This is a genomic window from Sphingobacterium sp. 2149, from assembly GCF_031455655.1.
GTDB lineage: Bacteria > Bacteroidota > Bacteroidia > Sphingobacteriales > Sphingobacteriaceae > Sphingobacterium.
On the sequence record NZ_JAVDTD010000008.1, the window covers coordinates 284,220 to 310,850 of the forward strand.

25 protein-coding genes are annotated in these 26,631 nt (G+C 41.1%); 8 read left to right on the forward strand and 17 right to left on the reverse strand.

Features of this window, described 5'->3' with window-relative positions:
• Positions 1-45: 45 nt before the first annotated feature.
• The 5 genes from hemL to J2X77_RS13715 all read right to left on the reverse strand — a co-directional run bounded on the left by hemL (position 46) and on the right by J2X77_RS13715 (position 6,643).
• Positions 46-1,356 carry a glutamate-1-semialdehyde 2,1-aminomutase gene (gene hemL / locus J2X77_RS13695; RefSeq protein WP_310081168.1) on the reverse strand — a complete coding sequence of 437 codons (1,311 nt, stop codon included), beginning with the start codon at positions 1,354-1,356 and terminating at the stop codon, positions 46-48.
• Positions 1,357-1,359: 3 nt separating this feature from the next.
• Positions 1,360-2,343: a porphobilinogen synthase gene (gene hemB / locus J2X77_RS13700; RefSeq protein ID WP_209577791.1), complete on the reverse strand. Its 984-nt coding sequence runs from the start codon at positions 2,341-2,343 to the stop codon at positions 1,360-1,362.
• Positions 2,344-2,436: 93 nt separating this feature from the next.
• Positions 2,437-4,023, reverse strand: a complete 1,587-nt coding sequence (hemC, locus tag J2X77_RS13705; RefSeq protein WP_209577792.1) for a hydroxymethylbilane synthase — start codon at positions 4,021-4,023, stop codon at positions 2,437-2,439.
• A 320-nt stretch (positions 4,024-4,343) separates the two neighbouring features.
• Entirely contained in the window at positions 4,344-5,585 is a 1,242-nt protein-coding gene (gene hemA, locus J2X77_RS13710; protein ID WP_209577793.1) for a glutamyl-tRNA reductase, read from the reverse strand.
• 218 nt (positions 5,586-5,803) lie between these two features.
• On the reverse strand, positions 5,804-6,643 hold the full coding sequence (locus tag J2X77_RS13715) for a hypothetical protein (protein WP_209577794.1): 840 nt from the start codon (positions 6,641-6,643) through the stop codon (positions 5,804-5,806).
• A 216-nt stretch (positions 6,644-6,859) separates the two neighbouring features.
• On the opposite strand from J2X77_RS13715, the gene J2X77_RS13720 reads away from it, so the two are divergent.
• Positions 6,860-7,258, forward strand: coding sequence for a hypothetical protein (locus J2X77_RS13720; RefSeq protein ID WP_209577795.1), 399 nt, complete (start codon positions 6,860-6,862; stop codon positions 7,256-7,258).
• A gap of 46 nt (positions 7,259-7,304) precedes the next feature.
• On the opposite strand, the gene J2X77_RS13725 is transcribed toward J2X77_RS13720, so the two are convergent.
• Genes J2X77_RS13725 through rbfA form a run of 4 tightly spaced genes read right to left on the reverse strand, consistent with a single transcriptional unit; the run spans position 7,305 to position 10,087 of the window.
• Positions 7,305-7,955, reverse strand: a complete 651-nt coding sequence (locus J2X77_RS13725; RefSeq protein WP_209577796.1) for a hypothetical protein — start codon at positions 7,953-7,955, stop codon at positions 7,305-7,307.
• 2 nt (positions 7,956-7,957) lie between these two features.
• Positions 7,958-9,046 (reverse strand): aminotransferase class V-fold PLP-dependent enzyme, encoded by a 1,089-nt coding sequence (locus tag J2X77_RS13730; protein ID WP_209577797.1) that lies wholly within the window; start codon positions 9,044-9,046, stop codon positions 7,958-7,960.
• The gene (gene aat / locus J2X77_RS13735) at positions 9,039-9,686 is read right to left on the reverse strand and encodes a leucyl/phenylalanyl-tRNA--protein transferase (protein WP_209577798.1); all 648 of its coding nucleotides are present in this window, start codon (positions 9,684-9,686) and stop codon (positions 9,039-9,041) included. The genes J2X77_RS13730 and aat overlap by 8 nt, the downstream gene beginning before the upstream one ends.
• 29 nt (positions 9,687-9,715) lie before the next feature.
• A complete protein-coding gene (rbfA, locus tag J2X77_RS13740; protein ID WP_209577799.1) occupies positions 9,716-10,087 on the reverse strand; it encodes a 30S ribosome-binding factor RbfA in 372 nt (123 codons plus the stop codon).
• 673 nt (positions 10,088-10,760) lie between these two features.
• On the opposite strand from rbfA, the gene argH reads away from it, so the two are divergent.
• Positions 10,761-12,092, forward strand: a complete 1,332-nt coding sequence (argH, locus tag J2X77_RS13745; protein ID WP_310081174.1) for an argininosuccinate lyase — start codon at positions 10,761-10,763, stop codon at positions 12,090-12,092.
• An 86-nt stretch (positions 12,093-12,178) separates the two neighbouring features.
• Here argH and J2X77_RS13750 read toward each other — a convergent pair whose 3' ends face one another.
• Positions 12,179-13,237: an aldose epimerase family protein gene (locus J2X77_RS13750; RefSeq protein ID WP_293938523.1), complete on the reverse strand. Its 1,059-nt coding sequence runs from the start codon at positions 13,235-13,237 to the stop codon at positions 12,179-12,181.
• 245 nt (positions 13,238-13,482) lie between these two features.
• On the opposite strand from J2X77_RS13750, the gene J2X77_RS13755 reads away from it, so the two are divergent.
• Complete coding sequence (locus tag J2X77_RS13755; protein WP_209577802.1) at positions 13,483-14,841, forward strand: deoxyguanosinetriphosphate triphosphohydrolase; 1,359 nt, start codon at positions 13,483-13,485, stop codon at positions 14,839-14,841.
• 29 nt (positions 14,842-14,870) lie between these two features.
• The gene (locus tag J2X77_RS13760) at positions 14,871-16,982 is read left to right on the forward strand and encodes a type IA DNA topoisomerase (protein WP_209577803.1); all 2,112 of its coding nucleotides are present in this window, start codon (positions 14,871-14,873) and stop codon (positions 16,980-16,982) included.
• A 34-nt stretch (positions 16,983-17,016) separates the two neighbouring features.
• Here J2X77_RS13760 and J2X77_RS13765 read toward each other — a convergent pair whose 3' ends face one another.
• From J2X77_RS13765 to J2X77_RS13780, 4 genes are read right to left on the reverse strand one after another with little or no spacing between them, the layout of a single operon-like run.
• Positions 17,017-17,907 (reverse strand): TIGR01777 family oxidoreductase, encoded by an 891-nt coding sequence (locus tag J2X77_RS13765; RefSeq protein ID WP_209577804.1) that lies wholly within the window; start codon positions 17,905-17,907, stop codon positions 17,017-17,019.
• 27 nt (positions 17,908-17,934) lie between these two features.
• Complete coding sequence (locus J2X77_RS13770; RefSeq protein ID WP_209577805.1) at positions 17,935-18,315, reverse strand: hypothetical protein; 381 nt, start codon at positions 18,313-18,315, stop codon at positions 17,935-17,937.
• Positions 18,316-18,319: 4 nt separating this feature from the next.
• Positions 18,320-18,682, reverse strand: a complete 363-nt coding sequence (locus J2X77_RS13775; protein WP_209577806.1) for a hypothetical protein — start codon at positions 18,680-18,682, stop codon at positions 18,320-18,322.
• Between the two features lie 4 nt (positions 18,683-18,686).
• Positions 18,687-19,193, reverse strand: coding sequence for a GbsR/MarR family transcriptional regulator (locus J2X77_RS13780; RefSeq protein WP_209577807.1), 507 nt, complete (start codon positions 19,191-19,193; stop codon positions 18,687-18,689).
• A 221-nt stretch (positions 19,194-19,414) separates the two neighbouring features.
• Here J2X77_RS13780 and J2X77_RS13785 point away from each other — a divergent pair, with 221 nt between their 5' ends.
• From J2X77_RS13785 to J2X77_RS13795, 3 genes are all read left to right on the forward strand, one after another.
• Positions 19,415-20,398 (forward strand): hypothetical protein, encoded by a 984-nt coding sequence (locus J2X77_RS13785; protein WP_209577808.1) that lies wholly within the window; start codon positions 19,415-19,417, stop codon positions 20,396-20,398.
• Between the two features lie 71 nt (positions 20,399-20,469).
• A complete protein-coding gene (locus tag J2X77_RS13790; protein ID WP_209577809.1) occupies positions 20,470-20,919 on the forward strand; it encodes an energy transducer TonB in 450 nt (149 codons plus the stop codon).
• A gap of 80 nt (positions 20,920-20,999) precedes the next feature.
• The gene (locus tag J2X77_RS13795; RefSeq protein ID WP_209577810.1) at positions 21,000-21,767 is read left to right on the forward strand and encodes a suppressor of fused domain protein; all 768 of its coding nucleotides are present in this window, start codon (positions 21,000-21,002) and stop codon (positions 21,765-21,767) included.
• A gap of 59 nt (positions 21,768-21,826) precedes the next feature.
• Here the strand turns inward: J2X77_RS13795 and lat are convergent, their stop codons facing one another.
• Entirely contained in the window at positions 21,827-23,116 is a 1,290-nt protein-coding gene (lat, locus tag J2X77_RS13800; RefSeq protein WP_209577811.1) for an L-lysine 6-transaminase, read from the reverse strand.
• Between the two features lie 19 nt (positions 23,117-23,135).
• Positions 23,136-24,665, reverse strand: a complete 1,530-nt coding sequence (locus tag J2X77_RS13805) for an aldehyde dehydrogenase family protein (protein WP_209577812.1) — start codon at positions 24,663-24,665, stop codon at positions 23,136-23,138.
• A 123-nt stretch (positions 24,666-24,788) separates the two neighbouring features.
• Here J2X77_RS13805 and J2X77_RS13810 point away from each other — a divergent pair, with 123 nt between their 5' ends.
• The gene (locus tag J2X77_RS13810; protein WP_209577813.1) at positions 24,789-25,964 is read left to right on the forward strand and encodes an acyl-CoA dehydrogenase family protein; all 1,176 of its coding nucleotides are present in this window, start codon (positions 24,789-24,791) and stop codon (positions 25,962-25,964) included.
• Positions 25,965-26,448: 484 nt separating this feature from the next.
• Here J2X77_RS13810 and J2X77_RS13815 read toward each other — a convergent pair.
• The coding region (locus tag J2X77_RS13815) for a hypothetical protein (protein ID WP_310081182.1) at positions 26,449-26,631 on the reverse strand (183 nt) is incomplete at its 5' end.

Genomic DNA, 26,631 nt, shown 5'->3' on the forward strand with positions numbered 1-26,631 from the left:
CTAACCATATGGTTAGAGGGCATTTTTTTAAAGATAGCAAAGTCTTTATGCGCTGAAAACAATATCCAAAGCATCAAAAATATGTTGTTTTGCCTGGTCAAGGTCTGCTTTCGTATGTGCGTCAGAAACAAAACCAACTTCATATCCAGATGGACCAAAATAAACACCACGATTTAATAATTCGCGGTGCATTACTTTATACGATTCCATTGATTTAGGATCGATCTCACTTGCTTTTTGAATTTCTTGCTGTTCTGTAAATGCAAACCAAAAAATAGAAGCTACGTGGAAAAGTTGAACTTTATATCCTTTCTCGGCAATGTAAGCACGCATATCATTGACGAAAGCTTCTGTTTTGGCATTTAAATTTGTGTAAAAATCTTTTTGAGCTAAGATGCCCAATGCTGCAATACCGGCAGCCATGGCAACTGGATTGCCAGATAAAGTTCCGGCTTGGTAAACGGCACCGTCAGGAGAAATACAAGCCATCAACTCTTTCGATGCGCCATAAGCTCCGACAGGCATTCCACCACCAATAATTTTCCCGTAGGTGATAATATCCGGTTGTATATCATAGTAAGCCGAAGCACCTTCAAAGCCGATGCGGAATCCGGTAATCACTTCATCCATTATCAACAACGCACCATTTTCTTTGGTGATCTCACGCAAGAAGTGAATATATTCCTTGGACTGCAACAATAATCCATTGTTTGCAGGGATACCCTCAATAATAACTGCTGCGATCTGATCCTTAAATTCTGCAAATGCAGCTTCTAAAGCTTGCTTATCGTTTAATTCAATAACGATGGTTTCATCTGCAAATGCTTTAGGAACACCCGCCGAGGATGTCTCGCCAAAGGTGACCAAACCCGAACCAGCTTTCACCAAAAGAGAGTCGGAGTGCCCATGATAACAGCCGTCAAATTTGATGATCTTATCCCGTTTCGTGTAACCTCTAGCCAAACGTATAGCAGACATTACTGCTTCAGTTCCCGAACTCACAAAGCGAATTTTTTCAATAAATCTATTGTTTTCAATAATCAATTCAGCCAATTGGTTTTCCAATGCCGTAGGAGCGCCAAAGCTTAATCCTTTGCCTAGTTGCGCGGCTACAGCCTCTCGAACCTGCTCATTGTTGTGCCCTAAAATTAATGGGCCCCATGAGCAGCAAAAATCGATAAATTCATTCCCATCAACATCCCAAAGATGTGCTTTATCACCACGTTCAATAAACAATGGGGTACCATATACAGATTTGAAAGCCCTAACGGGAGAGTTTACGCCTCCAGGGAAATATTGTTTTGCTTTTTCGAATAGCTCAGCAGATTGTGCTCTTGATATATCAGGTGCTTGCATAGTCTAAATAGTTGAATGCGGAATAAAACCTTTCTCCAATACTTCTTTGGAGTGGTAAGATAGGATGGCAGTGGCGCCGGCACGTCTGAAACTTAATAACGTTTCTAGGATGACACGTTCGTCTAACCAGCCGTTTTGAATTGCGGCTTTTAACATCGCATATTCTCCGCTGACATTATACACTGCAATCGGAAGATCGAAGTTGTCCGCTAGAAGTTTAACGATATCTAAGTAGGGAAGTCCAGGTTTTACCATCAGAAAATCAGCTCCTTCTTGTGCATCAAGCTGGGCTTCGATAAGCGCTTCTTTTGCGTTTGCAGGATTCATTTGGTAGGTCTTCTTATCCCCATGTTTAGGCGCAGAACCTAAAGCATCTCTAAAAGGGCCATAATAAGCCGAAGCATATTTTGCCGTATAAGACATCAAAGAAACTTTGGTAAAACCATTATGGTCCAGTAGCTCACGGATGTAACCGATGCGGCCATCCATCATATCCGATGGAGCGATAATATCAGCCCCCGATTGTGCATGTGCCAAGGCCATTTTACCCAATACTTCTAATGTCTCATCGTTTAGGATTTCACCGTTTTCGACAATGCCATCATGGCCATCGCTACTGTAGGGATCCATGGCAACATCTGTTACGATGCAAGCCTCCGGAAAATTTTTCTTGACAGCGGCAATCGCACGTAGGTATAAACTTCCGTCACGGTAACTTTCTGTAGCATACTTGTCTTTTAGTGACTCTTCAATATTTGGGAAAAGATCAAATGAGCGTAAGCCCAGTTTTAAGCAGCTTTCTACCTCTTTCAATAGATTGTCTATAGAATAGCGATAGATGCCCGGCATCGATTTAACCTCAGTTTTTTGATTTTGCCCATCAACAATAAAAAGAGGGAAAATCAAATTTGACGCGTCTAAACGTGTCTCTTGAATCATGTCGCGAATCACGGCAGATTTACGATTTCTTCTCGGACGTTGTAACATTATATTAAGATTATTTATGATCTAGTGTTGTTTAAATGCAAATGCGGTAAAACCATTAGCTCAGTTTGACGTACGAACGGCTTTATCCAATCACTAATACTCCAATCCAAAAACGGCTTCGGAAAGACCAATTTCATCCGGAGAATAAGGAAGTGTATAAGAAACATTCATCGCATCAAATTTTGCGCCTGTAGAACGACCAATACAGATTACTTTCTGGCCAGGTTCCAATAGATTGTCCGCAAAATAAGCTTCCACATTGCTTGGGCTCGTAAACACCAAGACTTCCGCGTTCGATGGATCTACATTTTCTTCTAAAACAGTTTCATACACCGGCATATTGATGATTTTCGTCTCAGCACTCAATGCTTTTTGGATTGTTTCCAGAGACTCTTTTGCCCGTGGAATAAGTACGGTACCACCATTCGCCAGTTCTGCAAATTTCTTTGCAATTTCTTCCATATTAATCCCCTCGCTGTCACCAGAAAAGTCCGCGACGCGATCATACTTGCGTAAAACCTCTTCTGAGCCGCGACCGATGACACCGATCTTAGTCTTTTTACTCAAACGAGGTTCCAAATTGAAGAAGTGCTCAATACCATTTTTACTTGAAAATATGATCCAATCCACGTGTTTCAAAATGAACGGATCCAATTTATTGATGATAGGAAATATTTTAATCAACGAACGGCCTTCAATTGCAATATTATGTTTGGCCATGGACCTTGCGAAATAGGAATTCTCGTCTACCTCCCGGGAAATAAATACAGACTGCGGCAGTTTTCTGTCCTTCGAATATTTGCTGAAGATGCGCTCTGCTAAACGTATTGTGTCGGTATCTCTCAGGTAAACCCGGTCAGGGAAGTCTTCACTTGTTTCGGCAATAGAAGCCCAAGCTTCATATTCATCGCCGCTTTTGCGGCAATAACAACCAAGCGGAGCATGACAGCCTGCGTCAAATTTATTCAATACCAAACGCTCTACAGCGATTGTTTTGGATACTTCTTCATTATTCAATGGCTGCAAAGCGTCAAAAAGCTCCTGATCAACTTCGCGAATCTGGATCGCCAACACTCCCTGCGCTGGAGCGGGGATAATTTCAACAGGAGGGATTTCTTCTACATGGAAATCACTGATATCCATTTCAATACGGCTAATCCCTGCCTTTGCAAGCACAATAGCGTCATACTGCTCGTCCCGTAACTTTTGCATCCTCGTCTGCAAGTTACCCCGGAGATCGTCAAATTCCAGATCAGGGCGTAGCGCTGATATCTGAGCTTTCCTACGGTTGGATGATGTGCCAACAGTCGCATTGTGCTTCAATGAAAGACGCTTTTTAATGTCCACACAATCTTTGTGAATAATCAATAACTCCGACGGATCTTCGCGCTCAGAAACCGCTGCAATAATCAATCCCGGTGGGTTGACTGTAGGTAAATCTTTGTGAGAGTGAACAGCTAAATCGATGGTCCCGCTTAAAAGTTCTTCTTCAAGCTCTTTGGTGAAAAATCCTTTGCCTTCCAATTTATCCAAACGAAGGTGTTGTATGATATCACCCTGTGTTTTTATGACTTTTAATTCTGCTTCAATTCCAATTTCTGCCAATCGATCTTTTACAAAATTTGCCTGCCACATGGCAAGAACACTTCCCCGGGTACCAATAATTAGTTTTCTATTCACGTTAATTTTACTTTACCTATTAAAACGATCACAAAAATGTTCTGCCGATAGCTACAAATGCTTTGCGCACTGGGCGCGTTATTGATTCAATTCAGCTTCGGAAATGAACAGTTTCGGAAAATTTGTTTAAAACAATTTATCTGAACAAAAATAAATAAATAGAAGGAATATGTTGACACGTTACTGTCATTATATGTCAGGAAATAGTTGATAAACCGAAATTTAAAGGAAACAGCCAACGATTGGCTTCACTGGACAGAAACAGAATCTACTCAAGAATTACAGGGTACGTCAAGCACAAAAACTTCGGGGTGGGAGTGCTAGTTTTTCTCGGTTTCGGGAGTTTTAACCAAAATTTCTTTCGCCATAACCATCGGAACCTTAATGTATTTTTTTTCCATATAGTTGATTACTTTTTCCAGCACCGCTCGTGCCTCTGGAGTTAAGGCTTGCACTTCTTGGGCAAATACCTCATTTAAGGCGAAAGATTTAATTTCTTTAATCTTTTCAGGAACCTCACGCATCGCAACTTCCACACGGCGCTGTTTGATTAACGGTAAAAACTCCTCAATATTGTCCTGAATGATCTTCTCCGCACTCTCTAATTCATTATAACGCTCTTGAATATTTTTCTCTGCAATTGCTTGTAAGCTGCTCACTTCGATATAGTGAATCGGATTATTTTTGAGAACTTCAGCATCAATATCATTCGGAACGGCTAAGTCAATGATAACTTTCTTATCCGTTTCACCATTTAATAAGGATTGATAAAGTACGTTGTCGACAATTGAGGTAGGGGCGCCTGTGCAGGTTATCAGAATATCGAAACCTTCTTTATATTGACCAATGTCTGCTAAAGGAAAAGCTTCAGCATTCAATTCTTTGGCTAAGGCCTTGGCGTTCTCCACAGTACGGTTGAAAATAACAAACTTAGCTTTTTGATTCTTTTGGAAATATTTCGCTAAATTCTGATTGGTTTCTCCAGAACCGATGATGACAATTCTAGGGTTTTCAACCAGTTTTAACTCACGTAATTTGCGATAAGCAAGAGAAACAACTGAGATGGGATTTCTGGAAATTTTAGTATAGGTGTATACCTCTTTGGCTGTTTTTACAAGACGATCCATCATTAGGCGTAAAAAATCTCCCGTAAAACCAGCTTCTCTGCAACGATCATAAGCCCGTCTTACCTGTGCCAGAATTTCTTTTTCACCAACGACAAGACTTTCAAGTGAGCAGGACATTCGAAGTAAATGATTTAAAGCATCCATTCCCTCATATTTATTGACCTGTCCTAAGTAGCACTGTAGCCTTTCTTGAGGTACGCAGAAGTTTAACTTACCCATAAAATCGGCGATAAATTCATGGGTCAATTCATGAGCACCATAAAATACAAACTCTACTCGGTTGCAAGTACCAATATAAAAGATCTCCGGAATATCTAAACTATGCTTTAGATTGATGAGCCGACTTTCTAAATCCTCATTGCAGATTACTAGATTACCTAGATCTTTTAGTTCGACATGTTTATGAGTAAACGCTAATACTTTAAGATTTTTCAAAGCTCTAATCCCTCGCTTATATTTAACGGTACAAATGTAGCTTAAAAGCTTTGTGCTTGTGTCAAAAATCTGTCAAAGGGATTAATTTAGAAAGATTTTAAATAGCTATTTTTAATTTTTAACTCTTTGTTTTACAGATTGTTGTATTTGTTTTTGTGGCCAAATGATTTTCGTCACGATCCGGAGTGACGAAAATTTTGAACTAAAAAATGCAATCCCTACTCTTTAACAACCGAATTAATCCCAACAGAATCCACGGTGACATCTTCCAATTCTTCCACATATGGTGTCTCTTCTGAGGCCGTAGCTTCTTGAATTTCGCTGTCACTATATTGGTAATAGCTGTCAAAAGTTTTGCTGCTTTTATTGTAAATCAATGCGTATTTGGAGTTCTTATTCTTAACGATAATCCCGTCGGCAGGAGCAGGGACCAACTTCATTTCATCCATAAAAATCTTTTGTCCCTTTTTGAAACTGTTGATCAGCGGCAATTCACTGGAATATTCCTTCCAGAAGAGAATATCACCCTTTGCTGAAATGATCCAGATCGCACTGCTTTGGTAATCATTTTTTTCAATCAAAAATGCCATTTCCTTATTCCAACTATCTGAATCATTGCGATCGGTGAAGTTTCCATAACAGAAAACAGATTTCGCGCGGTCTTTTATCCGGGTAAATTTGTATATGGGTTTATCCTCTACAGGTTCAAGATAGTTGTTGCCCATGAATATCTTTGTAATACCCCTTCTATAACGCAAGGGAATATTGTCATATTCCGGTATAGTGAAGATGGCATTGTTCCAGTGTTGATAGTCTTCCAATGAACTCCAGCCATCAGCGTCTTCTAGGTCTTTGGGGTCTGCGTTCTCATATCCGATAGCAGCGGTGGCAGTGCTATCGACCTCCAATCCATGGATCGCTTGTCGCTGGTTATAATTGTAATAGCCGCCGCCGGCCAGGATAACCAATAGGACGACACCGATAATGATATAGACTTTTTTCTTTCTGTTCGGCTGTGCCGGTTGTTCTGCGGCTATTTCCTCAACTTCTCTTTTCATGTTTATTATTCGGCTTAATGCTACAATTTATTCTCCCATTTATATTCATCACCACAGTGAAGCCCTGTTCCGTGCGCTCTTGATTAGCATCAATGTGGCTAACACTGAACGAGAATTGTCTCTAAAAATAGAATAATTTTTCAAAAAGCGAAAGACAAGTTATATAAGTGTCAATATTCAACTTATATTCGTACGAATTTTAAAGCAATTTGAATTATGATTATTATCAAAAAATACGTTGCCATTGTCGGACTGGTGATCTGCTTTTTTTCCAGTATGACGCCGTTTTTAAAAGTACCTATTAAGGGAAATTGGAACCTCTATCAGGTAGATGCTTATTTGTTCTTTATTACCCTGCTGATTCTGGGGGTGACTGCGCTGTTGTTTTTTGTTCGTGCAGTTCGCGCTTATCAATGGATGACGCGATTGGCGGCCTGCTGGTATATTGTGAGTATCACAGCGGTCTGGTTTAAGATCAATAATTATTTCGGTTGGGGCTTTGCTGATAAATTGCTTTCTAAATCCCTGCATATGCGCTGGGGCTGGATTGTCTATCTGGTAGGCATCTTATTGTTGGTGTTGAGTACCAAAAAGGTTGTCGCGTCGGGAGCGTAGTGAAGGCTTTTGCAGAAAAAAATAAGCTAGATGAAAAACACCTAGCTTATTTTTTGTTTGGACGATGCGGTATAAAATGATTTTTCAATTTGTCCAGTCCTAAATCTTCTTCGATCTTATCCAATTCGTATGACCATATCTTTTCATCCAAAATTTCGTTAAGAATTTTAGGGTTAGTGAGGTCTACCGGACGCACACGCTGTTCTTTGTTGATTGGCGGGGTCAGCTCCTGCAAAATGCTGCTATGGCGTAAGATCTGAAAACGGAAGGTCGGCCATTTTCCAACATTTGCAAAGTTTCCTGTATAAAACTGAATCGAATCATGTGGAGGTATCTTATTGCTGAAAATACCTTTAACTTTATTCGCTGTTGCTTCGGATATGGATATCAGCAGCTCAAAGCTTGTTTCATTGATGATATGCAATTTGGCTAGCCCATCTTTGTGATCTCCAGAGATCGCTAATAGTATTCCTTTCTCGATAAATCGATGTGGTGTCAATGGTGTTGCATGCTGGTCGAGCTCATCATCCGCGCGACGCATATTGCCGAAGACAAGAGTGATTTTATCCATCGGTACTGGTATTTCAAAACCTGTATCGTCTGTGACGCCGACAATATCGTTGGGCTGCATAGATGTAATATGTCCCTCAATGGGTTCATCAACAAACCGTACTAAGTCTCCTATTCTAAATTTCATGTTTATTTTACTTTGGTGTCAATAATATATAATAGCCTTTCAAGATCCGAGTGATCGTTGTATAAATGAAATCCAACACGGATTCCCGAACCTCGCGGAAAGCATTTTATGCCTTCATCCAGAAAGGCTTGATAATAGTCGTGGTCGATCTGTATATTAAAAATATTACTCTGCGGATGCCTATTGGTGATACTGTCCAACAACAGATTTCTGTCGGAAAGCTCAGCACGGGCATCCGCGATCAATTTTTGCGTATAGTTCACTGTTTCTGAAAATCCCCACTGCTCCAATTGGATTAGAGACTGCTGCAACGTTCCGTGTGACAACGTATCCAAATGGCCGGGCTCGAAACAGAGTTGTACCACAGATTTATTCATCCATTGGTTGTTGAGAAAGCTGTAATTTTTCTGAATACTCGCATAGAGCATCGCTTTGAGTCGTTCGCTTAAGAGCACAAAACCATTGCCAAAGCCAGCCATAAGCCATTTATATCCACTTGATAATACAGCATCAAATCCAGAAAGTGTGAAATCAAAAAGGTCTGTTCCAAGAAATTGAGTGCCATCACCCACAATCAGTAGTTCAGGATGTTGATGCTTCAATTCCTGTATGAAGGATAGATCTATTTTTAATCCCGAAATATATTGAACAATGGAGAGGATGAATACATCGGGCTTAAATGTAGCGATTGTATCCAATACATTTGCTTCCAGTTGTTCGTCCATCGTCACAAACTGATGTTCAAAACCACTTAAAATTGTTGGGAAATTAACGGAAGGATAATCATTATTCAGTAGCAGAACCTTAGATTGCTTAGGTAAACCGGCCAACAGTGCATTGAAAGCAAAGGAAAAACAACTGGATAAGAAGACATTTTGGGAAGGACAATTGAAAAATGTACCTAGTGTAGCGCGGCAGGCATCCAAGGTCGCGCCCTGCTGTTCACGTAAGTTCGAGTTTGAATCAAAGAAATCTTGGTCTCTCTTGGCGCGCCACGCCTTTGTTTCACGTGAAAGTAAGCCCGATCCCGGTGTTGTTAGGTAGGTGACCGCTGGCGCGATGTCAAAATGTTTGCGATATGGACTACTCATCGTTGTGCTTTTTTGTTAATATAGCTAAATAATCTGTCAGCGAAAGATATTCTCCGCCCATACTTTCCAGATGACTGGTATGAAACTGGCAATCAATTAGATGTAATTCGATTTCTTGGGCAAGGTAAATCAGCGCTGCCTTCGATGCGTTGGCGACTTTAGAAAACATACTTTCGCCACAAAATACACCATTAATTAATACACCGTAAAGTCCCCCAACCAGCAAATTGTTTTGCCATACCTCCACCGAGTGGGCATAGCCCAGTGAAGCAAGTTTGCTATAGGCATCTATCATGTCCGCCGTAATCCAGGTACCTGCCTGATCTTTTCTATTCATAGTCGCGCAATGATGAATGACTGCTTTAAAGTTGCGGTCTATCGAGAACGAAAATATATTTTTCCGAAGGACGCTCGCCATGCTCTTGCTGATTTTTATTTTGCGCGGATCGATCACGAATCGAGGGTTTGGGGCATACCAAAGAATAGGACTGAGCTCGTCAAACCAAGGGAAAATTCCGTTACTATAGGCGAGTAGCAGGCGATCGACGGAAAGATTCCCACCTACAGCAAGTAAACCATCTGCTTCTGCATAGCTTGGGTGTGGAAATTCAAGTTTTTTAGTATCCAGTTCAAATACCATTGTTGTTTAGCATACTGCGAAAGAGGATGTTATTCGGGTTGACGTGGCTCTTTACTGATTTCATCAAATAGTTTGTCCATGTGTTCAACATACTCGTTGGTATCGTCAAGGAAAAATTCCAATTGAGGAACGATCTTTACTTGGTTCTTAATTTTTGCACCTAGTTTGTAACGTATTTCAGCTGTTTTGGAACGAATGGCCTGAATACCTTCCTGTGCTGTCTTGGTGTTTAAAAAGCTCACGTAAACGCGTGCTATCGCCAAATCTGGCGTAACACGAACACGTGTAACCGTAATAAATGCTCCGGGAGCCCATGAATTACCATCGCGCTGAAATAATGCCGCTAAATCCTGTTGAATCACCCCAGCAAAACGTTGCTGTCTCTTGCTTTCTGTTCCCATCGTATACGTTTTATGTATTGAATATGCTCAATTGTGTCAAACAAAAATAGCCAAAATTTCAATTAAAAGAGAACTTTGGATTGACCTCTTGTCACTTAGTTGACAAAAAATACCGCGATAACGCGCCAGTTCGAAAAGAATGGAGAATACGGATTGAAAAATAAAATAAGCCAAAAAAGAAAAAAGGCACATCTTGGTTTGACGTGCCTTTAAATTTCGATTCACAATTGGTTAGGTAATTTCTTTCAAGTTTTAAGACTTTGAGGTCTATCATATTTGGTTTGAAATTTCGGTGTATTTAAAGCGGTAAGTATTTACTAACCCTACCATCTTCTATTTTTTCATCTCCCTTACACTACAAACATAGGAATACTTAAAAAACTGACAAAATAACTTTTAAAAATAAAGTGAGTGGTTACTTATAATGTGTGTTTATCGCGATTTAACAAACTTTTAACATTTTATTTTTTTTGTAATAGCCTATTTTAACGACGCTATTTTTCCATTTTTTAACGAAGTCATCCAAAAAATGTATGCAATCTTTGCATTGATATAACCATTTGCAATTGGTATTTTTGTAAAAATCGGATGTCATAAAATTATCAGGAGCTTCAATCCATCCTAAACCTGCCATAAGCTTTTGATCAAAATAGCATTTAAAAAAATTAGAAGAATGAAAATCTGGCAAAAAAATATAGATGTAGATTCTTTTGTAGAATCGTTTACTGTGGGCAATGACCGGGTCATGGATCTGCAACTTGCTGCTGCAGATGTTTTGGGCTCATTGGCTCATACACGTATGTTGAACAGTATAGACCTCATGACGGATGAGGACCTGGCGCTCGTACAGAAAGAGCTAAAAAATATCTATAGCGAAATCCTTGCTGGAGATTTTCGCATTGAAGAATCTGTGGAAGACGTGCACTCGCAGGTTGAAATGCTGCTTACACAGCGTATCGGTGAGGCAGGTAAAAAAATCCATTCCGGCAGATCCCGTAATGATCAGGTATTGGTCGATCTAAAGTTATACTTTCGCTCCGAAATTCAACATATCATCCACAATACAGAAGCGTTTTTTAGCGAATTAATAAAACTCAGCGAGCAGTACAAGCATATCCTCATTCCTGGTTACACCCATTTGCAGATCGCCATGCCTTCATCTTTTGGGTTGTGGTTTGGTGCTTACGCCGAAAGCCTTGTTGATGATCTGGAGATGATGCGTGCAGCCTGGAAGGTTTGTAACAAAAATCCGTTGGGATCCGCTGCAGGTTATGGATCATCTTTCCCTTTAAATAGGACCCTGACCACGAAATTGTTGGGGTTTGAGGATCTCAATTATAATGTGGTCTATGCGCAGATGGGACGGGGTAAAACCGAACGTATCTTGGCACAGGGTATGAGTTCAATAGCCGCAACCCTAGCTAAGTTTGCCATGGACGTCTGTCTTTATATTAACCAGAATTTTGGCTTTATCTCATTTCCTGCACATTTGACCACAGGATCGAGTATTATGCCGCATAAGAAAAATCCTGATGTCTTTGAGTTGATCCGATCGCGCTGTAACAAGATTCAAGCATTGCCAAATGAGATTGCATTGATGACAACAAATTTGCCATCCGGTTACCATAGGGATCTTCAGTTGTTAAAAGAGAATTTATTCCCGGCTTTTAAATCACTCAATGAATGTCTTGAAATTGCAACCTTCATGTTGGAAAATATTTCCGTTAAAGAGAATATCCTGGACGATCCAAAATATGATTATCTGTTTTCCGTAGAAGTGGTAAACAATGAAGTCCTTAAAGGGGTGCCGTTCCGTGAAGCCTATCGTACTATAGGTATTGATATTGATGAAGGGCGCTTCAAGCCATCGAAAGAAGTAAATCATACCCACGAAGGGAGTATTGGAAATCTATGCAATGATCAGATTCAACGTATGTTTGAAGAGGTCAAAGCGACTTTTTGTTTTGACAAAGTTAATTCTGCAATAGACGATCTTCTAAAATAAAAGGTACTGTTGTCTTCTTGGAAAAAGACATCACATAGCAAAATAGGCCGGCCGGTAAGCACATGCTTACCGGCCGGCCTATTTTGCTATTTTTTTATTGAGAACTTAAAGTGCGTCTCGGAGTCAAATGACTCTCCGGCTTTCAACAAAGTAGAAGGAAAGTCTGCTTGGTTGGGCGTATCCGGAAAATGCTGCGTTTCCAGACAAAATCCGGCATAGGGGAGGTACTTATGGCCTGTTTTACCATAATCATTTCCCGTCATCCAGTTTGCTGTATAAAGCTGTACACCTGGTTCAGTGGTGAAAACATCCAGCTGAATGCCTGTATTTTTCGAATATGCTGTCGCACAGGGCAGGGAGATGGGCTGATTATTGACATAACAATGGTCGTATCCTTTCGCAGCAATTAATTGTTCATTGTTAGCTGCGATGTCCTGAACAATAGGTTTCGGGATGCGGAAATCAAAAGCTGTGCCTTCTACGGGTACTATTGCATTCGGTATCTGATTCTCGTCTACAAATAAAACTTCATCTGAATTGATCTGAAGGATCTGCTGCAATACGTCACCGCTACCTTCCCCGTCCAGATTGAAGTAGGTATGGTTGGTTAAGTTGATATGTGTATCAGCATCCGATTGCGCATGATATTTAATAATGATCTCATTATTTCGCGATAAGGTATAGGAAACCATCACTTTTAGGTTCCCAGGAAAACCTTCCTCACCATCTGGAGAAACATAATAAAATTCGACGTGCGATTGATAGGTAACCCTTCTATCCCAAACCTTGTCATGAAAACCCGATATACCGCCATGAAGACAATTATTGCCATTGTTTTGAGGAAGTGTGTAATGCTTCCCGTTGATTTCAAATTTACCATCTGCAATGCGATTTGCGAAACGCCCTGCAGTACAACCATGGTATTTCTCGTCTGAATCGAGATAGGCTTGAATAGAATCAAAACCCAGTGCAACGTCTACCAAATTTCCTTTGTTGTCAGGAACCAAAATACTGACAATACGTGCGCCGTAGTCAGTTAAGAGGACTTGCATGCCCCCTTCATTTTTTAATAAGAGCAAATGCGTGTTTTTGCCGTCAATTGTACCTTCAAAATGTTTTGGAATAAGTGTTTGATATTTTGTCATGATTGATCCCTATTGGTATTGTAGCATAAAGATACAGAATATAACCAGTATAAAAATGACTTTGATCGCGGGCATCTATAAAATTTGCTACCATTCAACCGAGAATTCTGGTATAAAAATCGCAATTTAATAAGGAAAGAAAGAAGTCAGCAGTGAATGTGGGCCAAAGATGTTTAGGGTAATTTTGGGGCAGTGCCGCAAGGATTATAATTGTATTTAAGTGCAAATTTATCTAAGTTTGCGCTATGTCTGAAAAAATGAATTGGAAAGATTTGCTCTCCGCAAAGCGCTGGGGTTACGAAGATCGGAGCGTAGATAGCTATCTCGTGGCGCGGTCGGAATTTCAACGGGATTACGATCGTTTGATCTTTTCTTCCCCATTTCGAAGATTACAGAATAAAACACAGGTTTTTCCGCTACCTGGCGCTGTATTCGTTCACAATAGATTGACCCATAGTTTGGAAGTAGCCAGTGTTGGACGCTCTTTGGGACGTATGTTTTATGCGAAGTTGAAAGAGGAAAACCCCAATCTTGATGCGGATTATCCGTTTCTTCAGGAAGTCGGCAATATTATTTCTGCAGCATGCCTTTCACATGACTTGGGTAATCCTGCCTTTGGCCACTCGGGTGAGTCCGCCATATCGACTTACTTCACAGACGGAGACGGGCGTAAATACCAAGAGCAGGTTACGGCTGAGGAATGGGCCGATTTAACCCATTTTGAAGGAAATGCAAATGCCTTACGTATCCTGACACATGCCTTTCAGGGCAAAGATCCCAAAGGATTTGCATTGACATATACTTCCTTGGCTTCCATCGTGAAATATCCATGTCTAGCCATTGATGGGCATCTTAAGAAAAGTCATCACCGCAAGAAGTATGGCTTTTTTACAGAAGAGCAAAAAGCATTCGAAAAAATCGCCAATGAATTGGGCTTATTAAAAGATCCTTCTAATCCAAAAGGCTATCTGAGACATCCGTTGGTTTATCTGGTGGAGGCTGCAGATGATATCTGTTACAATATTATAGACTTGGAAGATGCTCATCATCTGAAGATTTTGTCCTATCAAGAAGTGGAAGAGTTGCTATTGCCGCTATGTGGTAAAGAGAATCTTCGCGACAGACTCGACGGTCTGCTGGATACGCCGAGCCGAGTAGCATTGTTGCGGGCCAAAGCTATCAACACCTTGATTAAAGGATGTGTTGACGTCTTTGTACGTGAACAGGACAAATTCTTGTCTGGAACATTCGGATCCGCGCTAATGGATGCACTTGATGAAGAAATTGTTGCACAGATGAACAAAATCTCGAAGATTTCTATCGCAAAAATCTACAATGCTCCCACGGTTGTACAGATTGAGATTGCTGGCTATCGGGTGATGGATGCACTTTTAAAAGAATTTGTTCCAGCGTACCTCAAGAAGAATAAGAATAATTACGATAAGAAACTTGTCGCTTTAATTCCTGAACAATTTTATACAGAAAAACAAGATTCGTATTCGAAGATCCGTTGCGTATTGGATTTTGTCTCAGGCATGACCGACGTTTATGCGATAGAGCTGTATCGTAAGATCAAGGGAATAACGATACCTTCGATCGACTAACATCTAACATCTAATATCTCATAGCTAAAATGAAGGTTGTAATTGCTGAAAAGCCCTCCGTGGCACGTGATCTAGCTCGGGTGATGGGGGCGAAGGAAGTCAAAGACGGGTATATTGCCGGTAATGGGTATGCTTTTACGTATGCTTTCGGACATTTGGTCCAACTCTGTACACCTCAGGCCTACGGATATAATTCGTGGACAATCTCAAACTTGCCCATCATTCCACAAACTTTTAAACTGGAGTCGAAAAAGGTGAAGCGTGATGGCAAGCAGATGGACGATACTGGAGCAGTAAAGCAGCTCAATACCATTAAATCCCTTTTGGATCAGGCCGAAGAAATCATTGTGGCTACCGATGCCGGACGGGAAGGCGAATTGATCTTTCGCAATATATATTATTTTTTAGGGTCTAAAGTGCCGTTTAAACGCTTGTGGATTTCAAGCCAAACGGATAAAGCCATTAAGGAGGGGTTTGCCAATTTGAAGGAAGGTACTGAATACGATAGCCTCTACATGTCTGCCCGCTCACGCTCGGAGTCGGACTGGCTGATCGGTATCAATGCAACGCAAGCCATCACGTTAGCAGCTGGTAATAAAGGCCTACTTTCTTTAGGTCGCGTGCAGACACCAACTTTGGCCATGATCTGTTCGCGCTATCTGGAAAATAAAGACTTTAAACCGCAGGCATTTTATAAAATCCAGGCCGGGTTTGAAAAAGACAATATCAGTTTTAAAGCTACCTCTGCTAAGATCGATAAAAAGGATGTCGCTGAACAAACCGTTGCGCGACTCACGGTTGGTTCCAATGCACGGGTGGCACGGGTAGAAGCCAAAGAAACAAAAGAGCAACCACCGCTGTTGTTTGATTTAACATCGCTGCAACAGGATGCGAATAAAAAATATGGTTATTCGGCCGATCAGACGCTCAGTATTGCGCAAACACTGTACGAAAAGAAGGTTATTACTTATCCGCGTACTGGTTCCCGTTATATTGGTGAAGATGTTTTTGAAGAAATTGGTACACTTTTTCAACATTTGGCAGATACAGCAGAAGAGTCCATTGCATCAATCGCAAAAAATCTGATCGGCGCGAAATTGAATAAGCGTTCTGTCGATGATAAAAAGGTAACGGATCACCATGCCCTGTTAGTGACGGATGAAAAGCCCGGACCCATGCTGAAAGAGCAGCAGAATATCTACAATATGATTGCCAAGCGCATGGTCGAAAGTTTTTCGGAAGTATGTATAAAAGATATTACTACCGTTACGATAGATGCACAAGGTGTTGAGCTCATTGCCAAAGGTACTGTGATCAAGCAATACGGCTGGCGGTTGTCTGCAGAGCAGATCGAAGCGCCGGATGAAGATAAGAACAATGAGGATCAGGACAACGAAAATGCGCAATTACCGAAGCTGTTAGCCGAAGAATTATTGCAGATTCTGACCCTCGAACTTGCCGAACGTTTTACCAAAGCCAGACCCATACATACCGAAGCCTCATTATTGAAGGCCATGGAAACTTCGGGAAAGGAAATTGAAGACGATGAAATGCGTCAGGCCATGAAAGACTGTGGCCTAGGTACCCCAGCTACACGTGCTGCAACCATTGAGACACTTTTTCAACGTGACTACATAAAGCGCGATAAGAAAAAACTGATCCCAACAGAAAAAGGACTGGCCGTGTATAACCTTGTGAAAGATCGTTCCATTGCCAAGGTAACCTTGACAGGTAAATGGGAACAGAAGCTGGAGGAAATGCGGGCCAATAAGGTTTCCTATGATGTTTTTATGAAACATATTAAGGATTACACCGTCAAAATTACTAAAGAACTTTTGACGCTGCGGATTTCACTTGCGCAGGAGGAAGTTAAACCCCAGCAGAAAGGAAAAATAAAATGTCCGAAATGTGAGAGTGGGTTAATTTTGCTCTATGATAAAGTCGCCCAATGTGACCATTATGCCCGTGGATGTGATTTTAAGATCTGGCGAACATTGAACGGTATCTTTCTTGACGAAAAGGAGATGAAGAACCTGTTGGAGAAAGGTAAAACTTCGGAGTTCAAAGGCGTGAAAAATAACGAAGGCACTATTGTTAATGCGCCGCTTGTATTTGAAAATTTTAAAGTTAACGTGGGATAAGCCAGTGTACCCCACGTTGTTATCTTTTCGACTGTTAACCAGGTTGCAGAATATCCTCCAGCGCACTCGAAATGGTAGGAAAGTTGAATCTGTAAGCATGATTTTCCAATCTTTCCGGTAATACCCAACGACTTTTCAAAAGGAGCTCTGTTTCCGTACCGATCAAAGCAGCTCCTATCTCCAGTAGCCATTTGGGAGAAGGTAGCCCAAATTTACGATGCATGATCTGGCGAAAGGTGTCCATAAAGGTTTTATTTGTAATCGGATGGGGAGCCGCACAATTGATGACACCACTAATGTTGTCATGGCTTTGTAAGAACTGGATGATCTGAAAAAGATCTTCGATATGGATCCAGCTAAAATATTGCCGGCCATTACCCTGTATACCACCGAGGCCAAAACGGACCAGGTTTTTAAAAGGATGTATAACGCCGCCATCCGGCCCCAGTACAATGGCCATACGGAGTGCTACCTGTCTAGTCTGCGGTAATTTAAAATCGAAAAAGGTTTTTTCCCACAGCATGGCAACATCAACGGAAAATCCTGTTCCGATTTCACCCGAACTTTCAGTCATCGGACGGTCCTCAGCGTGACGGTAAATGGTGGCAGTGCTAGAATTTAGCCATAATTTTGGTGGATTGGTACAGCCTGCTATTAGCTCACCGAGAATCGATGTCGTATCTGTTCTCGAAGAAAATATTTCGGCTTTATTTTTTTCAGTGTATCGACAGTTGACAGATTTTCCAGCTAGATTGATTAGGATAGCCGCATTTTCCAGAGCATCAGAAATACTGGAGTGATCAGTCCATTGAATAGTGCCCCGTCGTCGCCCAATCACGACAACTTGAAAACCTAAAGTTTGAAATCTCTTGGAAAGATATTGTCCAACAAAACCTGTCCCTCCAGCAATGACTATTTTATCCATGGTATTTCTATTTGAGAACTTTTCAGATTAGCTATCGTAAGTAGTATCCAATGCTCTTCTTTGTTTAGCGATTCGTTTGCCCCTAAAGAAGAGAAACATATTGAGGAAAAGCATCACACCAAGATATATGCTAAACCCACCGATTTTATAGCTCAGGCGCTCAATGAGTTGCTGAACACTTGGCTTGTAAAGGCTGATTTCAAGGATATAAAGCGCAAATCCCAAATTCATCAGGTAGAATCCGATGCGGAAAAGATTATTAGTCGCATGGGCTACCTCCGGCCTGCCGGCGAAGATATCATCCATGTACACTATACTATTTTTGAAAAGCACGTAGGCGACATAATAGGTTAATCCTAGTGCAATGGGTAGGTAAATAAAGTACCCGATAACGGTTAAATTTCCCATGATATTAATGTTTAATGGTTAATGAATTTTTTCTTTTTCCGAAGAAATAAATAGCGAGCATATTGATGTAATGTAAGCCAACAAGGACAAAAAGCAATCTTCCTGTTTTGAATGCAATACTGCTGATTAGTTCATCAAATGATGCGATTTGTTTCCAGTAACTAAATTGTAAGATGGCATAGCCAATGTTGAGCAGATAATATCCTAGGAGCAATAGATTGTTAGTCGTATCGGCCAAGTTGATATCCAGTCGAAAGAGCGATAGGATAAAAATCCGGCCGTTTCTGTGGAATAACCGCCCCACCCAAATGATGATATAACAGGTGAGTAGGCCATAGACTGTGTAAGCTAAGATATTAAAGTTCATAATGCTACATCATTAGTTTGATGAATTTAATCAATAAATCTCCGCCGCTTGTATTGAAAATTTTGTTGGCAATAGTTTCGAGTTGATCCGTCAGATTCTGGATGTCTTTGACCGTTTTGTGAAACTCTTTGCCCTCTGCTGTCTGATCTTTTTCCGTATTTCGGCTTATATCTTTTAGAATGTCCATGACAGGGTCGAGTTCTTTCTGCTTACGCATGACCGCAATTTTCATGGCCCATTTTAAGACTTCTTTCTCCGCAACAAAATATTCTTTCCTGTCGCCGGCAATATGTTTTTTGTAAACTATCCCGTAGTCGATCAATTGTCGGATACTCATATTGGCGTTCCCCCGCGAGATAACCAACTTTTCCATAATCTCGTCGGTAGACATGGGGTTACTTGCCGAGAGGAGTAATGCATGAACCTGAGCGACAGATTTGTTGATGCCCCATTCAGAACCTAAAGCTCCCCATGTGTCTATGAATTGTTGTTTTGCTTCTTGTAATTCCATTAAGCTTTCTTTTTGTTCGTATTTAAATTTTTCCTTAAGCGATTCTTACGTTCAGCTTATTTACAGCATCCTGTGAATTTGTTAGACCAAAGTTATTTAAAGTTTTTGAATTTTCAAAAATTTCTGAAAATAAAATAAGTTGTACTCTACGAGTCACCCTTTCGTAATAAGAATTTGCTTTTCTTGTGGACTTTTCGATTTGTTTTAACTTTGTCCGCATTATGGCGACAACTTTGTATAATCCTTTCAAACAATTTCAGTTTGATTCAGATATTTGTTTTTTAACAGGAAGTAAGCTTCAGTCGGAAGAAGAATCCATTCAGGTCTTTCCAGTGTGGATGATGAAATCCTTTCAATTGGAAGATAAACCTTTTAAAATGCTAGATGAAAATCTGGTGACTTACAAATCGTTGAAACTACCTTGTTCCATGGCGGCGGCAGCGGCTATTGAGCAAATGGAACGGTTGGTAGAGCAGTCATTTGAGCAGGGGTATGAGGCGGTTAAGCAGTTGGATCCGCTACTGTTGTTTCAATGGATGACAAAAATTATTTATGGCGTAGTTTTTAATGAAATTCTTGCAGGAATTCGCCAACAAAAAGCTTCGGGAGAGGAGATGAATTTTTCACAGGCGCTTGCACAGCGTTTTACAAATTTGCATGCGATGTTGCAATCATTGGTCGTACCAATGGAGTTTGAAAACACGTTTCCATTTTCACTGGTTGTTGTACCTGTGGAGAATGCGCCCGATACATTTATGTATCGGGACGAAATCAACACATTGATCTTCTCTATTCGTATGAAAGACTTTGCCTTAGTAGCCTGTCTGCAAGATAATGCTACAAACAATATTTATCATGAAGATATCCTGAAAATCATTTCGGGTAAAACATTGCACCCTATCCAATTTGAGGAATTGTGTGCGCGCTATTTTTATTCAGCCTACTTATTTAATCGTTTGCCAGATTATACTTACTTAAATACACCACAGAAAGTATATGTAGAGCCGATGCCATTAGCTGATATGTCGATGAAACCTATTTTTGATCCTTGGCAAAATAAAACCTATGGCCAGGTGCTGGAAAATTTTTGGAAACCCTGGGGATTGACTTTGTTCGAGATTATTAAGAATCCGGAGCATCCCATTAGCTTTCTTGTTAACGAAAACGGAGATTTTGTTGCTCATGTTGATATGCCACTGAATTAATAGTGTATTGCTTCACGCAATAAATGATCGTAGGCAAGCGTTAAATGGTACGATTATGGTTAGTATAGGTTATGTATTTAACAGGCTTCAAAACTTTTTTTTCGATTCTACTTTTCTTGTTCGTATGTACTTCTGCAAGTGCGCAGGTGATTGCTAAGCGTGATATCCCGGCCGACAGCATTGCACAGGACGTTGATAATTTTCCTTATTTTAAAGGCGGGGCAGTGGCATGGTCCAGGTTTTTGCAATATAATCTAGACTTATCACGAACTGTTGGAACAATGGATAGTGTGGCCTATGCAAAATATGGCCCCAAACAGACAGCCATTCTCAAATTTATTGTATGTGAGGATGGGTCTATCTGCAATATCGAAATCGAGAACCCAGAAAAGGTTAGCCCTGAGTTTGCAAAAGCTGTATTGTCCGTTATGCGAAAATCGCCGCAATGGATGCCAGCACAAGTTAATGGAAAACCAGTTAAAACAAGATTTAGACAGCCTGTAGTAGCTGTAATTGAATAAAATTTGAATAGAAAAATAATCGCTTAAATTTTCACCATTTATAAGATACTATGACATTTTGGGATAAAGTCAAAAAAATTATGAGCAGTGGAGCGGAAGAATCCGCGTCTGAAAAAAAGGATCCGGAAATTACACCGGGGGGATCTACCGTATACCGTTATGAAGATCAGTCTGAGGATAACGATCCGAAGAACTTATTTCCGGAGATCCAATGTGTCTATCTTGATGAAATAGAGGAACACTTGACAAAATATATTGCCGAACCCGATATGGTGTTTCATGAAATTGTCTCCGAACTAGTCCATATTGATGTGCATTGGATTAAACCAAGTGCAAACTATCCATACCATATATTGGTCACTTCAGGTATGAGTGATTTACCGATGCAGGTTCCGAATGAGGTGGAAAATAAGGAAACTTATGAACGTGCTGAGTTAATGGTTGTGTTGCCTGCAGATTGGAAAATAGGGGAAGAAGAATTTCAGGACGATAACAATTATTGGCCAGTATATTTTTTGAAAAGATTAGCGCGGTTTCCACATGAGTACAAAACCTGGTTAGGTTATGGACATACCATTCCCAATGGAATGGAAGCCGAAGATATCGCAAATACTGGGTTTGGTTGTATGTTACTGCTTCCGCCTATGCTAAGTTTTGATGAAGATTTTTTGGAGTTGAAAACTAAAGATGGAAATATCATCAATTTTTATGCGATGATTCCAGTATATAGGGAAGAGATGGATTATAAACTCGAGGAGGGCACCGATGCCCTTTTAGATCGTTTTGATGAATACGGAATTTCGGAACTGGTTGATGTTGATCGCCCTAATGTCTGTAAAGATAGCTAGGTTTTAAAAAAAGATATGCAATGCTACATGCGCCGAAACAGTATAGCATTGCATATCCTTTAGGAAATACTTTTTTCCATAAGGGTTATCGTTTTGTCGATATCCGTATAACTCACATTAAGATGCGGTCTAAAGCGAACACTTTTCTCACCACAACCTAACATGATAAGCTTATTTGCATAGGCATTCTTGATAAATTCATTGCGTCCGCTTTCAGCGGCAAAATCCAATGCAACAAATAGTCCCTCGCCCCTTAAATTAGACAGCTGTGTTTTTTTTGCGATCAACTTCTGGAGCTCCTCTTGGAGGTAACGCCCTTTTTCGGCCGCATTTTGAACGAGATTTTCCTGTTCTATGACTTCAAGAATTAATTTAAAGCGAAGCATATCCATAAAATCGCCACCGAATGTGGAATTGATACGACTTGATTCTTTGAAAACATGATGTTCCACTTGATCAAATTTCTCTTTGCTGGCCAGTATCCCACATACCTGTGCTTTTTTGCCAAAAGCAATGATATCAGGAATTACATTGTAATGTTGGTAAGCCCACATTTTACCAGTGATTCCCAATCCAGTCTGTACTTCGTCAAAGATCAATAGAATCTGATTTTCGTCACAGATTTTACGGAGTTGTAAGAAAAATTCCATCCGGAAATGATTGTCGCCGCCTTCACCCTGAATCGGTTCAATTAAGATGCAGGCGATATCATGTGGGTTCGATACAAGGGCTTCATGTATTTCGTAGACAGCTTGTTTCTCCAAAGCAATGGTTTGATCAATATGTTCCTTTGTTAAGGGGTAGCTCAGCTTCGGATTGGTAATGCGTGGCCAGTTGAACTTGGGGAAATAGAGGTATTTTCTGGGGTCTTGTGTATTTGTTAAGGAAAGTGTATAGCCAGATCTACCGTGAAATGCCTGTCTAAAGTGAATTACCTGGCTCGCTTCTTTTTGTATTCCTTGGGCAAAATTCAGTCTTGTTTTCCAGTCGAAGGCAGCTTTTAAAGCGTTTTCCACTGCGAGAGTTCCTCCCGAGATGAAAAAGGCATAGGAAAGTTCTTTCGGTATGGCTACACGATCAAATGTGTCAACAAAATCAGCAAACTCTTTCGTGTAGATATCCGACATGGCAGGTTTATTGACTGCCATTTTACCTAAAAAATCACGTTGTTTGACCAAATGGGGGTGATTGTAGCCCACGGCCATCGATGCAAACATGCTGAACATATCAAGGTATTCGTCACCATTTTCATCTACGACATAAGAACCATGGGATTTTTCCATATCCATAACCAAAGGAAACCCATCGGCTAATATATGTTTGCTTAATCTTTCATGTACGTTGTTCATAGTTTTGTGTGTAAATGGTTTATAAATCAAATTTGATCCCTTGTGCCAAGGGCAGATCAGTCGTATAATTGATGGTGTTTGTCTGACGGCGCATGTAGGCTTTCCATGCATCAGAACCAGATTCCCGACCGCCACCGGTTTCTTTTTCGCCTCCAAATGCTCCTCCGATTTCGGCCCCTGAAGTGCCGATATTGACATTGGCAATACCGCAATCAGAGCCGGCAGCACTTAGAAACAGCTCAGCTTCCTGCAGATTATTTGTCATGACCGCAGAAGACAACCCCTGGCCAACACTGTTCTGAAGATCTATAGCGGCACGGATATCGCCCTTATATTTGATCAAATAAAGAATCGGGGCAAAGGTCTCTTGCTGTACGATTTCATAATGGTTTTCCACTTCTGCAATGACTGGCTGCACATAACAGCCGCTTTCATATCCCTTACCTTCAAGAACCTTTCCCTTAATTAGCAATTCTCCTCCTTGTTTTTTAATGTTTTCCAGTGCGTTTAAGTATGATTTTACGGCGTCTTTGTCGATCAATGGTCCTACATGATTTTTCGTATCCAAGGGGTCTCCAATTTTTAGTTGACCATACGCTTTAGTCAGTTGTTTTTTAACCTCTTCATAAATGCGCTCATGGACAATAAGTCTTCGTGTGCTTGTACAACGTTGTCCAGCTGTACCTACAGCTCCAAAGACGGCGCCGATAATGGTCATTTTTAAGTCTGCATCGGGCGTCACGATGATTGCATTGTTACCGCCAAGTTCCAAAAGAGTCTTACCAAGACGTTGCGCTACAGTAACGGCAACTTCTTTTCCCATACGGGTAGAGCCTGTGGCAGAAATTAAAGCAATGCGACTGTCTGCGGTGAGCCACTCTCCGGCTTGCCTGTCGCCTATAATAAGGTTGGATATTCCTTCAGGTAGTCCGTTGTGATGTAAGATTTCTGCAAGTATTTTTTGGCAAGCTAGCGCACATAATGGCGTTTTTTCGCTTGGCTTCCACACCACCGTATTTCCGCAGACTAAGGCTAGCGCAGTGTTCCATGCCCAAACGGCTACTGGAAAATTGAATGCGGTAATAACACCCACCACGCCCAAGGGGTGATATTGGTCGTACATACGGTGCCCCGGGCGTTCCGAGTGAATGGTGTTGCCATATAATTGGCGGGATAGGCCCAAAGCGAAATCGCAGATGTCTATCATTTCCTGTACTTCGCCCATACCCTCCTGATAAGATTTACCCATTTCATAGGAAACTAACTTTCCGAGGATGGGTTTCAGTTCACGAAGTTTGTCTCCCAACTGGCGAACAATGTCCCCTCTTTTCGGAGCGGGCAGTAGACGCCATTGTAAAAAAGCATCAGCAGCCTGCTTAACAACTGCTTCATAGTCTTTACTATGACTGCCTTTTATCTTCGCGATGAGTTTTCCGTCGACAGGTGAAAAGGACTCGAATTCTTTGCCTTTGGAAAACCATTGCTGTCCAGTTGATGACCCTAAATTTTGAGAAGATATCCCAAGTGTTTTAAGCGCTGATTTTATCATAATTGTTTATTTTATTCGCCGAATGATTTAAATATATGAAATAAATTTTTTGTTATCAAGTTTATGCTGAATATTGTTCAGTGAAAAAATATTCTTTATCTTAGATAAGCAAATGTAGACTATATGATGACTAAACAGATCAATACCGATTATTATCAAGTGGATGATTTATTGTCCGAAGAACATAAACTGATACGGCAGTCTGTCCGCGATTTTGTGAAAGCAGAGATTAAGCCTTTTATTGAGGATGCGGCACAGGAGCATCGTGCTATTGCTGGTTTGATGCCTAAATTAGGTGCTATTGGAGCCTTGGGTCCTTATATTCCGACTGAATATGGCGGAGCCGGTTTGGATCAGATCTCTTATGGCTTAATCATGCAGGAACTGGAAGCTGGTGACTCGGCCATTCGGTCGGCGGCTTCTGTGCAATCCTCATTGGTGATGTTTCCGATTTACACCTATGGTAGCGAGGAACAGCGTGTTAAATATTTGCCGCGGCTGGCGTCGGGGGAGTTGGTCGGCTCTTTTGGTCTTACTGAGCCCAATCATGGGTCTGATCCCGGTGGAATGGAAACTAAATTAACCACCAAAGGTGATGGCTTTTTATTAAATGGAGCCAAGATGTGGATCACAAATTCACCCGTATGTGATATTGCTGTGGTTTGGGCGAGGGATGAGTCCGGAAAAGTCAGCGGGGTGATCGTTGAGCGTGGAATGGCAGGTTTTGAAACGCCAGAAACCCTACATAAATGGTCGTTGCGCGCCTCCAAAACAGGTGAACTGGTTTTTCATGATGTTTTTATCCCGGCAGAAAATGTGCTTCCAGGTGTAAATTCAATGCGGGGACCGCTTTCCTGTTTGAATTCGGCCCGCTATGGGATTTCATGGGGCGTTATAGGAGCAGCAATAGATTGTTATGAAACTGCGGTTCAGTACGCGCAGGAGCGTCATCAGTTTGGTAAGCCAATTGCTGGTTTTCAATTGCAGCAAAAGAAACTTGCAGAATTTCTTACGGAAATTACCAAGGCGCAATTGTTATCGTGGCGTTTAGGTGTACTCAAAAATGAAGGACGCGCGACACCACAGCAAATCTCCTTGGCCAAAAGGAACAATGTCAATATGGCGCTGCAGATTGCACGAGAATCTAGACAGATCCTTGGTGGAATGGGGATTGTCGGTGACTTCCCGATAATGCGGCATATGATGAACCTGGAGTCTGTAATTACCTATGAGGGAACTCATGATATTCATTTATTGATCACAGGTCAAGATATTACGGGTCTAAACGCATTTTCATAATGTAAATTTTGGTTACGCAACAGGGCTTTGTGTTCCTTTATCCTGCACACATACGCATATTTATTTCTTAAAAGCTATTTTTCGGCATAGATAAGCTGAGGTTTGTGCTGCGGTTGGACTCGTCTTTGACCTGGGTGTTATCCTTAGTTATAGCAGTGTCTTAATCCCTAAAAAATACACATTTACTACTTTCTTATCCCTTAGTGTGGTTTTTGTTTACCTATAGCTTAGCCTTAAGTTAGGTTTAGTATAGCTTGTACCTATACTAAACCTAAACTAACCCTAACTTAAACCTAACTAAACCCTAAACTAACCCATGATATGATGTAGCTTTAAATGCCCTCCATTGGCCGCCCGATACGATCATGTTTGCGGCCGTTTACGTTTAGCTCGGCGCTGCCTGCTGCATGCAACCTGGGCAAGATACCGGTCATCAGCCCCGGCGGCGTGCCTTTCACATACTTCGACTTCTCCAGCTATTCCGTCATAGCGCAGCTGCCGGCCGCCCGCCTCCCTGCCCGCAGAACCTTTCACCGGCCATCTGTCCCTGCAGTTCCGCTCCGGGAGGGTCCTTTCGAAAAAGAATCTCCCATCTTTCCAGGCAGTTATGCCCAAAATGAAATAAATAAGAACAAAAGGCTTGGAAGTTTGTTCCTAAACTTCCTAT